The 16017-nt window shown below is 40.5% G+C and carries 16 protein-coding genes; 12 read left to right on the forward strand and 4 right to left on the reverse strand.

All coding sequences use genetic code 11. The features are described 5' to 3' along the window. Nucleotides 1–115: 115 nt before the first annotated feature. Nucleotides 116–835, reverse strand: a complete 720-nt coding sequence (locus F907_RS15185) for an SDR family oxidoreductase (RefSeq protein ID WP_016651321.1) — start codon at nucleotides 833–835, stop codon at nucleotides 116–118. Nucleotides 836–1305: 470 nt separating this feature from the next. On the opposite strand from F907_RS15185, the gene F907_RS15180 reads away from it, so the two are divergent. Together F907_RS15180 and F907_RS15175 are read left to right on the forward strand one after the other, a co-directional pair. Further along, nucleotides 1306–2436: a hypothetical protein gene (locus tag F907_RS15180; RefSeq protein WP_016651322.1), complete on the forward strand. Its 1131-nt coding sequence runs from the start codon at nucleotides 1306–1308 to the stop codon at nucleotides 2434–2436. Further along, on the forward strand, nucleotides 2436–3590 hold the full coding sequence (locus tag F907_RS15175; RefSeq protein ID WP_016651323.1) for a hypothetical protein: 1155 nt from the start codon (nucleotides 2436–2438) through the stop codon (nucleotides 3588–3590). The genes F907_RS15180 and F907_RS15175 overlap by 1 nt, the downstream gene beginning before the upstream one ends. Before the next feature lie 275 nt (nucleotides 3591–3865). On the opposite strand, the gene F907_RS15170 is transcribed toward F907_RS15175, so the two are convergent. Together F907_RS15170 and F907_RS15165 are read right to left on the reverse strand one after the other, a co-directional pair. Beyond that, on the reverse strand, nucleotides 3866–4054 hold the full coding sequence (locus tag F907_RS15170; protein ID WP_016651325.1) for a DUF3565 domain-containing protein: 189 nt from the start codon (nucleotides 4052–4054) through the stop codon (nucleotides 3866–3868). Next, a complete protein-coding gene (locus F907_RS15165) occupies nucleotides 4055–4507 on the reverse strand; it encodes a MarR family winged helix-turn-helix transcriptional regulator (protein ID WP_016651326.1) in 453 nt (150 codons plus the stop codon). A gap of 177 nt (nucleotides 4508–4684) precedes the next feature. On the opposite strand from F907_RS15165, the gene F907_RS15160 reads away from it, so the two are divergent. The 9 genes from F907_RS15160 to lpxC all read left to right on the forward strand — a co-directional run bounded on the left by F907_RS15160 (nucleotide 4685) and on the right by lpxC (nucleotide 14633). Beyond that, nucleotides 4685–5164 (forward strand): glutathione peroxidase, encoded by a 480-nt coding sequence (locus tag F907_RS15160; protein ID WP_004657140.1) that lies wholly within the window; start codon nucleotides 4685–4687, stop codon nucleotides 5162–5164. A gap of 225 nt (nucleotides 5165–5389) precedes the next feature. After that, a complete protein-coding gene (gshB, locus tag F907_RS15155; RefSeq protein WP_016651327.1) occupies nucleotides 5390–6334 on the forward strand; it encodes a glutathione synthase in 945 nt (314 codons plus the stop codon). Nucleotides 6335–6561: 227 nt separating this feature from the next. Further along, on the forward strand, nucleotides 6562–7659 hold the full coding sequence (gene murG / locus F907_RS15150) for an undecaprenyldiphospho-muramoylpentapeptide beta-N-acetylglucosaminyltransferase (RefSeq protein WP_081402430.1): 1098 nt from the start codon (nucleotides 6562–6564) through the stop codon (nucleotides 7657–7659). A 13-nt stretch (nucleotides 7660–7672) separates the two neighbouring features. Then, nucleotides 7673–9118 (forward strand): UDP-N-acetylmuramate--L-alanine ligase, encoded by a 1446-nt coding sequence (gene murC, locus F907_RS15145; RefSeq protein WP_016651329.1) that lies wholly within the window; start codon nucleotides 7673–7675, stop codon nucleotides 9116–9118. Nucleotides 9119–9157: 39 nt separating this feature from the next. Continuing rightward, nucleotides 9158–10084, forward strand: coding sequence for a D-alanine--D-alanine ligase (locus F907_RS15140; protein ID WP_016651330.1), 927 nt, complete (start codon nucleotides 9158–9160; stop codon nucleotides 10082–10084). A gap of 7 nt (nucleotides 10085–10091) precedes the next feature. Then, entirely contained in the window at nucleotides 10092–10949 is an 858-nt protein-coding gene (locus F907_RS15135; RefSeq protein ID WP_005238130.1) for a cell division protein FtsQ/DivIB, read from the forward strand. A 61-nt stretch (nucleotides 10950–11010) separates the two neighbouring features. Then, nucleotides 11011–12273 carry a cell division protein FtsA gene (ftsA, locus tag F907_RS15130; RefSeq protein WP_005275541.1) on the forward strand — a complete coding sequence of 421 codons (1263 nt, stop codon included), beginning with the start codon at nucleotides 11011–11013 and terminating at the stop codon, nucleotides 12271–12273. A 164-nt stretch (nucleotides 12274–12437) separates the two neighbouring features. Then, nucleotides 12438–13619, forward strand: a complete 1182-nt coding sequence (ftsZ, locus tag F907_RS15125; protein WP_016651331.1) for a cell division protein FtsZ — start codon at nucleotides 12438–12440, stop codon at nucleotides 13617–13619. Between the two features lie 111 nt (nucleotides 13620–13730). Then, the gene (gene lpxC, locus F907_RS15120; RefSeq protein WP_005275543.1) at nucleotides 13731–14633 is read left to right on the forward strand and encodes a UDP-3-O-acyl-N-acetylglucosamine deacetylase; all 903 of its coding nucleotides are present in this window, start codon (nucleotides 13731–13733) and stop codon (nucleotides 14631–14633) included. Between the two features lie 98 nt (nucleotides 14634–14731). Here lpxC and F907_RS15115 read toward each other — a convergent pair whose 3' ends face one another. Continuing rightward, entirely contained in the window at nucleotides 14732–15172 is a 441-nt protein-coding gene (locus F907_RS15115; RefSeq protein ID WP_005275544.1) for a hypothetical protein, read from the reverse strand. 105 nt (nucleotides 15173–15277) lie between these two features. On the opposite strand from F907_RS15115, the gene F907_RS15110 reads away from it, so the two are divergent. After that, nucleotides 15278–15979: a M23 family metallopeptidase gene (locus F907_RS15110; RefSeq protein ID WP_016651332.1), complete on the forward strand. Its 702-nt coding sequence runs from the start codon at nucleotides 15278–15280 to the stop codon at nucleotides 15977–15979. Nucleotides 15980–16017 lie beyond the last annotated feature (38 nt).

Consider the following 16017-nt stretch of genomic DNA (forward strand, 5'->3'; position numbering starts at 1 on the left):
GCAGTTTTTAAGATCAATTGAGTTTGATTTTGCCAGAATTACTATCATAGATGCTCTCTATCATCTTAAAGATGGTGGAGGGGTATGGTTGGCTCTCTAGAAATTAAGAGACAAATCAAACATTCTGATCCAACATCGCCGGCATCAAGATTTCTTTAATGCAAGTTGCTTTACTGGTTGAAAGAATAAAATGAATCGCCTGAATCACATCGGTTAAAGGGATGAGAGAATATTTGGTTTGTTCTAAAACATCCTGAGTAGGTTGATCAATCTCATATTCACTGGCTAGATAGCCCAAGTTAATTACACTGACGCCAATCAAGTGCTCACGCAAGATTTCTCGTAGTGATTGCGCAATACCTCTTAACGCAAATTTGGTAGCGGAGAAAACAAGTTCTTTACCGTTATGATTATCAACCCCCCACGTTGAGCCGATCAGAATAATTTTAGCGTTGTCGGAGAGTTTTAGATTTTCAATGAATGATTGAATCGATAGGATACAGGTGCTGATATTGGTATTGATGATTTGGTTAATTTCAGCAGCAGAAACATTTTCAAAATTATAGTGTTCGCTAAATGCTTGTTGCTCCCAAATACCCACATTGTAAATCAGCACATTAAGTTTTTGCTGTCCAATTGTTGCCTTTACATCGCTTACAGCCTGCTCTGGTTTGGACAGATCAGCACAAATCCAGTTTAGGTTTGGAGTTTGTTGTGGTTGGCTGCGAGATACGCCATAGATGGTATCTGTTGGCTTTGGTACTGCTTGAACAATGGCTTTTCCTAGGCCTTTGCTGACACCGTATATAAGAAACGTTTTACTTGAGTTATCCATCCATCTCCCCGTATTTTTGAGATCAATGGGTAACTATAAAAGCTCAAGTTGGCTTGAGGTCAATACTTAAAATTAGTGTTCTAGAATACGCCTTGGCGTATATGTAAGCTTATCGTGAAAAATATGGGATCTAAGTTTTAGATATGGGAAAGGAAGCAGAGGGGCTTCTTTCTTCTTTGAGTTTAATTAACGAATTATTGGAAATAATGATTGAAAAATAAGCGTGGAACGTGAAAAATCATGTAAAAGCCGTTCTAGTGCGCTGAACTCTAGAACGAATTATTTTAAGATATTGATACTAAATAGAAAAATTCAAAAAATTCGCATAAGGCGTATTATGTTAATTGTAGAAAATCTTAATCATGAATGAAAAATCATACTCATCTTAATTACTTGAATCGAAATAAAGAAAATCTATATTTTATAAAATATGCTATAAAATTAGTTAAATTTTTAAGATGTTTAGAACGATGTTTAAAATTTTAGGAACTGCGAAAGATTTAAAAAGTGGAGCCCATATTATATATTGCCAAACCACACCCGATAAATATTTAGAAATTATTGGTCATAATTTTGAGGATTTTGAGCTTCAACGAAAAAGGGAAAATCACAAGGGATATTCAAGATTAAAAAATGACATTATTGAAGGAGCTTTGTTACCTTCAATTACGTTGTCTGTTAAGCATGAGTATGTAAGTGATTTGCTCGCTAAATTAGACAATCATCATGAAATAGAAAAGACCTTGGCTTCAAATGTGGGTATCGTTGATATTTTAGATGGGCTTCAAAGAACTATAATTTTAAAAGAAGTTTCTAATGAAGGTATTACCTTTAAAGATGAACAAACATTATTACTTGAATATTGGTTAGATTCTGACCTCAAGAATATTGTTTACCGTATGATTGTCCTAAACTCTGGTCAAAAAGCGATGTCTATGCGTCATCAAATAGATTTACTTTTTGCAACTACTAGAAAAACTATAGAGGAGAAAGTTACAGGAATTGACTTGTATACGGAACGTGAAAGTAGACGACGTGTTTCTGCAAACAAATATCCTTTAAATAATATTGCATCAGCATATTATGCTTTCTTAAAAGCAACACCAGAACAAGATAATGAAAATATTGTTAATGACCAAATCAAGAACAATGAAATATTTGAATCTACAAAAGAAAAAATAAATGAGGACTTTGATAATTTCATTGAAATTTTAAATAAATTTACAATAATTGATGCACTTGCCTGGGATTTATATAAAGATGAACCAAACAGCGAAGATGGCTCTTATTGGCTTGGAAGTGAAAATGTAATGTTAAGCTTTTTTGCTGCAGCAGGAGTATTTATTAAAAGTGGTAAAAAAGACAAAGTAGATAATTCTCTTAATGTGATTATAGATCAACTTCATAATTATATTGAACAAGGTGCACCTTATGATTACTTTAGTTTAGAAAAATATCAAAATTTAATAAAAGGTATTAACTCTAGAAAAGTTAATATTGGTTCAGCAAGAAGGAAGTATATATTTACTATGTTTAAAGAATTTTTCAGGTCAGAAGGAGAATTTGATTTTAGTGCTAGTTGGGATGCGGCTGCAATATAATGTTTACAGATAGAGATGAATTCTTCATTAGAGCATATAATGAAGCTAGTGACTATGATATTAATAGCTCTTTAACTATTAACAATTACGTTAACCATGATTTTAGTAGCTTACTATATGATAATAAAATTATTATCAATGTATATGACATGGAATGTCATTTATCTACTGAGGAGATCGTCAAATTATCTTTAAATGGTCAAGATATTGGCTATATTGTATCTACGAATAGAATAGATGATCCTAATGTTAGTTTAAGCAATTTTACAGCAGATGAAATCTTGTTTATTTGGAATATTTATAAAAAACAAGGTCTTATTCCAAATAAATTAGAAAATAATTTTTTAGTTATTTATCAAAATCATGCTGAAATTTATTTCAATCAATTTTATGGAAAAGAAAGTCTATGGGGGGGATTCAACCATACAGAATATACTCTAACACCATCTAAAAAAACTGAAAAAATTTATTTATCTGATCTAGAAATTAAATTTCCAACTGATCTAAACTTAATGAATTCAAAAACAGCTATTAATTCTAATAGTATTTTTGATTTATTCCTAAAAAATTATCATAATATAGAACTATTATTTAATCTAATATTTTTAAGAGAGTTAAGACAGATTGATATCAATAATATTTCTGAAGCAAACTCTATCTATAAGAAATTAAATAAAGATGAAATCGACTCTTTAAAATATCTAATTTCTGAATTTACCACGAATAAAATTATACTATTAAAATTAATTATAAAATCATTTAATGATTACCCAGGAATAACTAAAGAAATTTTATATGAATACGGTAAAGAATCTAGCCCAGTTAAAGACTCCGTTGTTAGAGGTAAGTTCAATGACTTCATAGAAAAATGTAAATTAGATGACCCTGGAAACATTGGTGAATACTTAGAAATCTCTAAAAATAAAAAATTTAAAAGTGATGAAAAAAGCTTTATTGATTTTATAAATAATTTTATAGCATATTTTATTTATAGAATAAGATGCTCTATAGCACACAAAAAATTTGGAGAATTTATATTTTCTGAAAATGAAGAGAGTAAAAATTTTATGATAGATATTTCTTTACCCCTTATAAAAAATACAACAATGGAAATATTCTCTAATCATAAATTTAAAGTTATCTTTTCTGAATAAATGTACGTGCCCGAATAGTTAGTAAGAGACAATTCTTAAACTTGCTACCTATCCTCCTAATATTGAGCTTCAGAGCCATGTATAACTGTGTTATAGCTAAATCAACTTTTAGATTACATATTTTAAATTATAAGATATTGATATAATTAAATTTATAAATAATATCTATGTGTCATAAAAAACTTGGTTAGCTATATCTACACAAAAAGGGAATTCTAAAATTTTTCCCAACATATACTTTTGAATATCATTTAACATAAAATCTCTTATCCGAATCATACCTCCTCACACTTCCTACATTCCAACATCACACCTAGTTTCTCATTCCGCCCTTGTTCGGTTAACACCCAAGGGCGATTCTGCCACGGTGGATCATGGCGCACATGTTGCCCATGCCCACAGGCGAGATCAGCAACCCAATGTCCTTCCTCATCGAGATGAAAACCCACAATCGCTTGCTGCATTTAATTTTCTAGACTCTCGAGTTTAGAGTGCTCTAAACCCTTTAAAAAACGATGGCATAAGTTATGAATCGCCACTAAATCATTCGGGTCCATACCCAATGAGCAGGCGAGCTTAAACGGAATCAGGGTAATTTCATCTTTTGAGATTAGTGCTTTTTCTAGCAACACAACTTTTTTCATCCGCTCATCTTCTTTGACCGCAACACGCTTTAAAAACTGCTTTTCTTCAAGTTTTTTAATAATCGGTGTCAACGTTCCTGAATCAAAAAAAGTCTTTTGCCCAATCTCAGACAACATCACATTGTCCTGCTCATACAAAGCCAGCAATACAATAAATTGCGGATAGGTCAGATCATATTCCTGCAGTAAAGGGCGATACTGGCGAATCATCGCATTGGTCGCGGAATACATGGCAAAACACACTTGGTTATCCAAAAATGAAACGTCAGCCATGATGTATTTTCCTCGACTCGGTTGTTGAACATTCAGTATAAATTGGATTGCTTTAAAAGTACATTGCGCATAATAAACTTGCACGCAAGATAATTGTGTGCAATATTAAATAAGCAAGCTGAATGATTCAGCAAATTATTATGAGCAATTCCATATTGGATAGATGAGAGAACACCTATGAGCAAGATTTATGATTTTCAGGCTGAACTGTTAGAAGGCGAACAAAAGAACCTTGCAGATTACCAAGGCAAAGTTTTATTGGTGGTGAATACCGCAAGCCAGTGCGGTCTAACACCACAATTTGAAGGCTTGGAAAAGCTATATCAGGACTATCAACAACAAGGGCTGGTGATCCTGGGTTTTCCATGTAACCAATTTGCCAATCAAGATCCATCCAGCAATGAAGAAATCGGCAGCTTTTGTCAGCGCAACTATGGCGTATCTTTCCCGATGTTTGCCAAGGTGGATGTGAATGGCCCAACCGCACATCCCTTATATCAATACCTCACTTCTGAAGCCAAAGGTTTATTAGGCAGCAGTATTAAATGGAACTTCACTAAATTTCTGATCAATCAAAAAGGTGAAGTGGTTAAACGCTACGCCCCAATCACCAAACCTGAAAAAATTGCCAAAGATATTCAAAAGCTCTTGCGATAAATAGGCCAGAAAATGAGGAAGATGGAAATGACTGGTCTACGATGCATCCACTGGTGATTTCCTCTTCCGAAACAAATTAAATCATAAAGCTGAATATTTTTAATATGTTGTAATTAATTGAACAAAATAGATTTTTTAATCTTTAAGATTTATACAACTTGTTTCACGATTGACTGCAAACTTCGCTATACTTTTTGCCAAGATTAAAAATACGAGCGTCAGAATATGCGTGTACTGGTGGTGATGGACCCGATTGAAACTGTGAATCTCAAAAAAGATTCAACCATGGCAATGTTATGGGCGGCCAGCCGTCGCGGACATGAATTGGGTTATGCATTACAGCACGATTTATATATCGATCAAGGCAAAGCCTTTGGCCTAATCTCACCTTTAAAAGTCTTTGAAGATTATAGCCATTACTATGAGCTAGGCGAGCAGCGCAAAGAATCATTGGCAGATTACGATGTGGTGTTGATGCGTAAAGACCCACCGTTCGACATGAACTTTGTCTATACCACTTATATTCTGGAACAGGCCGAGCGTGAAGGGGTGTGGATTATCAACAAACCACAATCGCTACGTGACTGTAATGAAAAGTTATTTGCCACGCAGTTCCCAGAACTACAAGTACCAACCTTGGTGACCTCACAACAAAGTCTGATTCGTGAGTTCATCAAAGAACATGGCGATGTCATTGTGAAGCCTTTGGATGGCATGGGCGGCATGGGGATTTTCCGCCTATACCAAGATGGCGTGAACATTGGTTCGACGTTGGAAATGCTTACGGAAATGGGCACACGTCCAATCATGGCGCAACGCTATATCCCTGAAATTGTCGAAGGTGATAAACGTATCTTGATGGTCAATGGTGAACCGATTCCATATTGCTTGGCGCGTATTCCGCAAAATGGTGAAGTGCGGGGGAACTTGGCCGCTGGTGGTCTGGGTCAAGCGCGTCCACTGACTGAAAATGATAAGTTGATTGCCGCAAAAGTTGGTCCATTCCTGCGTGAAAAAGGGCTGGTCTTTGTGGGTTTGGATGTGATTGGTAATTATGTGACTGAAATTAACGTCACTAGTCCAACCTGTATCCGTGAGATTGATGCACAGTTTGGGACGTCCATTGCCGATGATCTTTTCGATGTTTTAGAAGCTGGTCGTAAAAACTAAAAAGTTGCATTTTTGACCGAATTGCCCGTTTGAATGTCAGTGTAATTGGCAGTTAAACGGGCTTTTCTATATCGGCAGAACCTTGTTTTTAACAAAGAATCGAAAAAAGCACAGCTTTCTGTTGTAAACAGGTGAAATTCGCTTTTCGTGAATGAAGCTTTAGGATTAAAATAACTTCCGAAAACAATAGACGATAACCTTCTTTTTTTGAGTTGAAGAATTAGACTGTGACCAATTCCCCACAAAACAAACCTAAACATGTCATGATGATGGCCGCTGGTACAGGTGGACATGTTTTTCCTGCACTTGCTGTTGCCAAACAACTGCAACAAGAGGGCTGCCAGGTCTCTTGGCTGGCAACTCCGACAGGAATGGAAAATCGGTTACTCAAAGATCAAAATATTCCGATTTATCAGATTGATATTCAAGGTGTACGCGGTAATGGCCTGTTACGTAAAATCAGTGCACCGTTTAAAATTTTAAAAGCGACTTTAAGCGCTATGCGCTATATGAAACAGCTCAAGATCGATGCTGTGGCTGGTTTCGGTGGTTATGTGGCAGGGCCGGGTGGTTTGGCTGCACGTTTACTCGGTATTCCTGTCGTGATTCATGAGCAAAATGCCATTGCAGGGTTTACCAATACCCAATTGGCGCGTATTGCCAAGACCGTATGTCAGGCATTTCCAAATACCTTTGCAAACAGTGATAAAGTCGTGACCACTGGCAATCCAGTACGTGCGGAAATCACTGCGATTTTAAATCCTTCTTGGCGCTATCAAACCCGTGAACAAGAACAACTGCCACTGAATATTCTGATTGTGGGGGGGTCACTGGGTGCACAGGCACTGAATGAGCGTTTGCCTGAGGCCTTGAAAAAGGCCACTGTGCCGCTGAAGGTGTTCCATCAATGTGGCCAAAACAAGCAAGATGCCACACGTGCCCTGTATCAAGATGCCCCTGCCAGTTTGAATATTCAGGTTGAACCTTTTATTCAGGATATGGCCAAGGCCTATAGTGAAGCTGATTTGATTATTTGCCGTGCCGGTGCTTTAACGGTAACGGAAGTGGCAACCGCAGGTTTGGCTGCGATCTTTGTTCCTTTACCGATTGCGGTAGATGACCACCAAACCGCAAATGCAAAATTCTTGGCCAATGCCGGTGCTGCCAAGATTTGCCAGCAAGCAGATATGACACCTGCTGTTTTGGATGAGTTGTTAGCAACCTTATTAAATCGCCAACTCCTGTCTGAAATGGCAGTTAAAGCACGTCAACAAGCACAACCGAATGCAACACAGCATGTGGTTGATCTGATTAAAAAATTGTAATTCGAGTTTATCTATGTCTCCTACAAATCCAAGCCAAGCCAAAAAGCTGATTAAAGTGCCAGAAATGCGCCGTATTAAAAATATCCACTTTGTTGGTATTGGCGGTGCGGGGATGTGCGGTATTGCCGAAGTATTGAGTAACCAAGGTTATAAAATTTCAGGCTCAGACATTAAAGCATCGAAAACCACGGCTCAACTCGAAGCCAATGGGATTAAAGTATTTATTGGTCACTCGGCTGACAATATTAAAAATGCCAATGTGTTGGTGGTGTCGACAGCAATTGATCCAGAAAATCCAGAGATTAAAGCAGCGATTGAACAGCGGACTCCGATTGTACGCCGTGCGGAAATGCTGGGTGAATTGATGCGTTACCGCCATGGGATTGCGGTTGCAGGCACACACGGCAAAACCACCACCACCAGTTTGTTGACCACCATGCTGGCAGAAGAAAACCTTGATCCGACCTATGTGATTGGTGGTTTGCTGAATAGTACGGGTGTAAATGCTGCACTCGGTGAAAGCCGTTTTATCGTCGCAGAAGCCGATGAGTCAGATGCCTCTTTCTTGTATTTGCAACCAATGGCTGCGATTGTAACCAATATCGATGCAGATCATATGGACACTTATGAAGGCAGCTTCGATAAGTTAAAAGATACCTTTATTCAATTCTTACATAACCTGCCATTCTATGGTTTGGCTGTGGTTTGTGGTGATGACGCCAATATTCGCGAGATTTTACCGCGTGTTGGTCGTCCAGTTTTGACCTATGGTTTTGATGAAGACAACGATATTCGTGCGGTTGATGTTGAACAAGAAGGCATGCAGTCGCACTTTACCGTATTGCGTAAAGACCGTGAGCCATTGCGTGTCACCATCAATCAACCGGGCTTGCATAATGTCTTGAATGCATTGGCTGCGATTGGTGTGGCAACTGATGAAGGTGTTTCTGATGGTGCGATTTGCCGTGCCTTAGAAGGTTTTAGTGGTGTGGGTCGTCGCTTCCAAGTTCAGGGTGAATTTGAAGTGGGCGAAGGCTTGGTGAAGTTGGTGGATGACTACGGTCACCATCCAAAAGAAGTTGAAGCTACTATTAAAGCGGCACGTGCCAGCCATCCAGATCGCCGTTTGGTGATGTTGTTCCAACCGCACCGTTTTAGCCGTACTCGTGACTGTTTTGATGACTTTGTCGATGTGTTATCGCAAGTGGATCAATTATTATTGCTTGAGGTTTATCCAGCGGGCGAAAAGCCGATAGTAGGCGCTGACAGTCGTGCATTAGCACGCAGTATTCGTCTACGTGGTGAGGTTGAGCCGATTCTGCTCGATCCAGTCGAAGGCAATTTACCGAACGTTTTACAAAAAGTGTTACAAGCAAATGACCTGTTATTAACACAAGGCGCGGGTAACGTCGGTGCAATTTCGGTAGAATTGGCTCAGCATCGCTTGTATGCCAAATAATTTTGTTTTGTGAATATTAAAAGTTTTAAGGATATAAACGTGTCAAATGCTGCAAAATTCGGCAAAGTTGCTGTGTTGTTTGGTGGGAAGTCGGCTGAGCGTGCTGTGTCGTTGGACAGTGGTCAAGCCGTTTTAGAGGCGTTATTGCGTTCGGGCGTACAGGCAGAAGCATTTGACCCACAAGATCGTAGTGTGACTGAACTGGTGGGCTATGATCGTGCTTTTATCGTATTGCATGGTCGTGGTGGTGAAGATGGCCAGATTCAAGGCGTATTGGAATGGTTAAACCTGCCATATACCGGTACGGGTGTACAAGGTTCTGCGATTGGCATGGACAAAGTCAAAACCAAGCAAATCTGGCAGGGCAGTGATCTGCCAACGGGACCTTACCGTATCATTACCAAAGACACGGATCTTGAACCTGTGATTGCAGAATTGGGCTTGCCAGTGATTATCAAGCCGGTGCATGAAGGTTCAAGCGTTGGCATGAGTAAAGTTGAAAAAGCTGAAGATTTTGCTGCTGCGATTGAAAAAGCCACTCAGCACGATGCGGTGGTGATGGCAGAAAAATGGATCACAGGTCGTGAATTCACCATTTCATTCCTGAATGGTCAGCCTTTACCCGTGATTCGTTTGCAACCACCCGCAGATGTTGCGTTCTATGACTATGAAGCCAAATATCAACGCAATGATGTGGAATATGGCATTCCTTGCGGTCTGAGCGAAGCAGAAGAAAAAAGCTTACAGGCACTTTGCTTACGCGCTTTCCAAGCGGTCGGTGCAGAAGGCTGGGGTCGTATTGATGCGATGCAGGATGAGCAAGGTAACTTCTGGTTATTAGAGGTAAATACAGTTCCAGGTATGACCAGTCACTCGTTGGTGCCAAAAGCGGCGCAAGCAGTGGGCTATAACTTTGATCAGCTCTGTGTTGCGATTTTAGAGCAAACCTTAGCAAAGTCGGCTTAACTATATTATGGCTCAACTACCTGCCTCGATGCGCCGTAAAACACGGCCAGCCATTAGCTCGATTCACGAGAAGCCGCCTTCGCCTCGACAAAAGATGGTGAATGCGGGGGGTTGGGTGCTACTGGTCATTGCTTTTGCAGTACTGGCACTGGGGCTGTTTGGCTTATATAAAGTTATGACTGATGCTCGCGCAGCTCAGTTGCAAGTGGTTGGGACCAATTCTGATGTCGAGAATCAGCAACTGGTTCAGTATCTAAATCCAATTATTAAAGATAACTACTTCACTTCAGATTTAGAACAAATTCGCGATCAAGCCTTAAAAGTGTCATGGGTTGATCGTGTGGTGGTGTCACGAGCATGGCCAAATGCAATTCGGGTGAGGGTGATGCCGCGCCATGCGATTGCACGTTGGGGAACAGGGCGTTTGCTCAGTGACAATGGTGATGTATTTAGTGAGGCGGTGCCAACAGCACATCCAAATTTGCCACTTTTACATGGGCCAGCCAGCCAATCCAAAATGATGATGCGTCGCTATAATGAAATTAATCAATTGTTTCATCCAGCGAATTTGAGATTAAAAGAATTGTATTTAACCGAGCGTATGACCTGGTTTATGCAGTTTGATTCAGGTCTGCGGATTATTGTGGATCAGGATCAAACCATGAACAAGCTGCAGCGCTTAAGCCATTTGGCACAAACGGATTTAAAACCTGTATGGTCAAAAATCACGGCAATTGATCTGCGTTATCGGAATGGTCTTGCCATTCAGTGGAAAAACGCGGCTCCGCCAAAGATTGTCAACGGTCAGTTAGTTGTAACGATTGATGACACAAGCCTTGCAGGGGCAATTCAGGCAAAGCCATAATACGTGGCTTAAAATAAAGGGCAGTGGTCCTAAACAACACTAAAGATATGGTATTGAAGTAATGAGTGAAACTGTTCCCTCAGTTGTTGCGATTGATATTGGGACTCATAAAGTCACAGTTTTGATTGGTAAGGTCCATGCACCGGATAAGATCCAAGTCATTGGCATGGCAACTGCTCGCAACCGAGGTATGGTTAAGGGCAAGATTGTTAGCTTAGACAAAGTGATTGCGGCCATTAAAAATGCGGTATCCGAAGCGGAGGATATGGCTGAATGCCGTATTCATAGCGCTTGGGTGTCGATTCCAAGTACTGAATTACAAAGTTTTTATGCTTCAGGCCGTACGCCAGTTGCCAACCACGATCATATTATTAGCACCAATGAAGTGGTCAGAGCTTTAGAATTGGCTAAAGCCAGCCATGTCTCGCCAGATTATTATTTGGCCAGTGCTGTACCGTTGGGATTTGAGTTAGGCGATTCGGCTGAATGGGTGCAAAACCCAGTCAATATGTCGGCGCATAGCATGACGGGGCATTATCAGCTAATGATGATGCCAATCAGCACCATGCAAAACCTTGATCGCGCCATGAAGGGGGCCAATATCGGGGTAGAGAAAATGGTGGTGTCTTGCTTGGCAACGGCAGAAGCCAGCCTGCTGAAAGACGAAAAAGAGTATGGGGTTTGCTTGGTCGATATTGGTGCAGGTATCACCAATATTGCCGTGTATCTGGATGGCCGTTTGGCTTTGGCTCGTACGCTTCCGCGTGGTGGTGAGAATGTTACTCGTGATATTGCCGCTGTTTTACAGACCACCACTGAAGAAGCTGAACGCATCAAGATTTTACATGGCTGCGTGGATATGAGTGTGGTCAAACCCGATCACATGATTCAGGTACAAGGGATTGATGGTACACAAACCATCAGTCGTATTGAGCTTGCAGAAATTATCATTGCGCGCTATGAAGAAATATTTGGTCTAATTCGTGAAGAGTTGGAACATAGCGGTGCAATTCATGGGCTTTATCATGGTGTGGTACTGACCGGTGATGCCTGTCAGATTGAAGGCATGGTGAATTTGGCACGTCGTATGTTGGGTGTGTCTGCACATTTGGGTAATCCACCGTTACAAGTCTATGCAGATGATCAACATTTACCAGCATTGCGTCGTTCGATGTATGCAACTGCAGCGGGTTTGTTGATGTTTAGTCAGAGTGATTTGCAAGATACGGTAGAAGAACCAGAAGAGGCAAGCGATCGTAGTTTTGTTGATCGTGTTGCCAATGGTTGGAATGCATTAAATAGCAAGTTAAAGGCCATCTTTTAAGTTGTAGTTATTTTTGGGAAAATTTGTTAGGAAGTTGTTCGAAATCTGCCACTGTACTTGACAAGCTAGCGATTATTGAACAGCATCCTAAACATCAGTTGTTTAAAAATCAGGGCAGTAACGGGCTGAAGTAACTGCCATTAATATTAGGAAATCTAAAGGTCATGGCCTCATTTGAATTTATAGAAGATGAACTAGACAATGGCAACGGTCAAGCCCGTTTCACAGTATTTGGTGTTGGTGGTGGCGGTGGTAATGCCGTGCAACACATGGCGCAATCAGATATTCAAGGTGTAAAGTTTGTTTGTGCAAATACAGATAAACAAGCACTGGATAGTATGAATGCCCCATTCAAAATTCAATTGGGTGAACAAAGTACGCGTGGTTTAGGTGCGGGTGCAAATCCAGAGGTGGGTCAAATCGCAGCGGAAGAAAGCCGTGAAGTGATTCGTCAGCACCTTGAAGGGACTGACATGGTCTTCGTAACCGCAGGTATGGGCGGCGGTACAGGTACCGGTGCAGCACCTGTGGTTGCTGAAGTTGCCAAAGAAATGGGCATCTTGACGGTGGGTGTAGTGACTACACCATTCAACTTTGAAGGTCGTCGTCGCCAGAAGTCTGCTGAAAAAGGCATTGATGCTTTAGAAGCACACGTTGATTCATTAATTATCATACCAAACCAGCGTTTACTCAGCGTTTATGGTGATATTTCAATGAAAGATGCCTATAAAAAGGCAGATGATGTATTGCTGAATGCTGTTCGCAGTATCTTTGACTTGGTGGTCAATCGTGGTCATATTAACCTTGACTTTGCTGACTTGAAAACCGCCATGAGTACCCGTGGTTATGCCATGATGGGTGCTGGTTTGGGCCGTGGTGAAGATCGTGCTCGCCAAGCTGCTGAGCAGGCAATCCGTAGCCCATTGCTTGATAATGTGAATATTATCAATGCAAAAGGCGTATTGATTAATATCACGGGTGGTGATGATATTACCCTGCGTGAAACAGAAATTATTACTGATGTCGTCAACCAGATCGTTGATTTGGATGAAGGCGAAATCTTCTACGGTACGGTATTTGATCCAGACGCGCGTGATGAGTTGCGTGTCACTGTGATTGCAACAGGTTTAACCCGTAATGCTAGTGAAGTTGATCAGAAAAGACGTGCTACGGTTTCCCATACACCTTCTGCTCAAGCAGCGCATCAGTCGGTTGATGAAGATGATGTTCCAGCGATCAGTAAACGTGCAAATGCAGATGCACCGGCAACTGCTGCGGCAAGTTCTACACCACGTTCATCGCCAATGAGCATTCAAGACTATCTGAAAAATCAACAGCGTAAATAATAAAATCATATATTTAGCGAAAGGGGGTAAGTAATTACCCCCTTTTTTATTTTTTTAAAATGGCAAAATATGCTAAGTTATATCGGTTTTTGCAAATGAAGTTGGTATGGCATGTTGAAACAACGTACTCTCAAGCGTGTGGTGAAAGCGAGCGGGATTGGTCTGCATAGTGGTCAAAAGGTGCTGATTAATTTTGTTCCACACCATATTGATGGAGGTATTGTCTTTCGCCGTATCGACTTAAATCCCCCTGTAGAGATTCCTGCGAATGCTTTACTCATTCAAGAAGCCTTTATGTGCTCGAATCTGGTTCGTGAAGATATCAAAGTCGGTACCATTGAACATGTGATGAGTGCCATTGCAGGCTTGGGGATTGATAATCTGATTGTAGAGGTCTCCGCTTCTGAAGTTCCGATTATGGATGGCAGTGCAGGCCCTTTTATTTATTTGCTGATGCAGGGTGAATTGGCGGAGCAAGATGCGCCAAAGAAGTTCATTCGTATTTTAAAGCCAGTTGAGGCTTTAATTGACGATAAAAAAGCCATTTTTTCTCCGCATTCGGGTTTTCAACTGAATTTCACCATTGACTTTGACCATCCTGCCTTTGCCAAAGAATATCAGTCCGCTACGATTGATTTCTCGACTGAAACTTTTGTCTATGAAGTGAGTGAGGCGAGAACTTTTGGTTTTATGAAAGATTTGGATTATCTAAAAGCCAATAATCTGGCGCTGGGTGCAAGCTTGGAAAACGCCATTGGTGTCGATGATACCGGGGTGGTGAATGAGGAAGGTTTGCGCTTTGCCGATGAGTTTGTTCGTCACAAAATTCTAGATGCAGTCGGTGACTTATATTTGCTTGGGCATCAAATTATTGCCAAGTTTGATGGCTATAAGTCGGGTCATGCATTAAACAATCAGTTACTGCGCAATGTTCAAAACGATCCAAGCAGCTATGAAATTGTAACATTTAATAACGAGAGTGATTGTCCAATTCCTTATGTAAGTGTGACATAAGTCATTGTCTTTTATTGTCTATGTTATATTATAACAATTGAATATGAGATTTTTGTCACATAAAAAGAGTGTGTATTCCAACACTTAATATATGCAGTTTACTTTTTATTGCTTGCCAAACGTAGCAAAGCTTGGCTAAGCTTAGGGTCGCTCACATATTCAGCGGCACTGCGCAATAGCTCTTGGGTCTCTGATGTAAGTGCTTTTGTTGGGGGAGAGGGTTCACGAGAGGCAGTTGTCTTGTTTCTTAAACGAACTTGGATTTTTCGTAATTCCTTGAGTCCTTCGAGCTGAGCTAACTGCGCAACATAGTGGCTTTGTAAATAGCTGAGTTGACTAATCATTGCTTGATTTTCACCAGTGATGATCAAAACACCATGTTGATAACAAACAACCTGCCATTGCTCTGGTTGGGGCAGTAAGGGTTGAATAATTTTCGTAAGTTGTTTCCATTGTGTGACTTGCGTCGTCAGAAACGTTAAGTTTCCAGTTTTTATGTGTTGTCCTTTCTGTTGGAAAACGTTGTTAGGTTCAGACATGGAACTTCCTCGGAGGTGATGTGTCCATCTTAAGCGTTTGGTTCAGCTGTTATCAAGGAAGAGATGATAAAGGAACGTTTGAAGGACGGTTTCAAGAGGTTTTTTATGCATCATACGCGTCGTATTTTACTCGCATTTTCATTGGCTGCTTCAGCTGCTTCGGTTGCTTTCGCGGATTATCAGAACATTGGTCAGGCTACAGGCGATGACCGTTTAGAGCAACTCTCTAAAACCTTAGCTCAAGGTTCTTATACTCATTCTGCTGATATGGATCTGCCAGCCGTATCGAATGTGTCAATTAAATTACGTGAAAAAACCATTGAATTGAATAACGCCTCGATCGAAAAGAAATATGGTCGTTCAGCGATTTCATCTCAGGATAATGCAGCTTCATTCTCTGCCAATACGGGTTACTCTTGGTTGGTCAGTCATCCATTGCAAGAAGGACGTGTGAGTTCTTCTTGGGGAAATCGCACCTTACTCGGTTCAACGCGTCATCATTCAGGTGTTGATCTCGCTGCGCCATCAGGCACGCCAATTTATGCCACTGGCCCTGGTGTGGTGACTAAATCAGGTTGGGGTACAGGTTATGGTCAATATGTTGAAATTGATCATGGCAATGGTTACATCACTCGTTATGCGCATGCATCTCGTTTGATTGTGAACGCGGGTGATCGCGTCAGCGCAGGTGAGCATATTGCCAATGTCGGTTGTACGGGTCGTTGTACCGGGCCGCATTTACATTTTGAAGTAGTGAAAGATGGTCAACGTAAAAATCCATCTACTTACTTAGCAATGTTGCCTTAATGTAATTTGTTAACAGTTGTATATCAATGTGAAGAAAG

This window comes from Acinetobacter colistiniresistens, from assembly GCF_000413935.1.
Taxonomy (GTDB): Bacteria; Pseudomonadota; Gammaproteobacteria; order Pseudomonadales; family Moraxellaceae; genus Acinetobacter; species Acinetobacter colistiniresistens.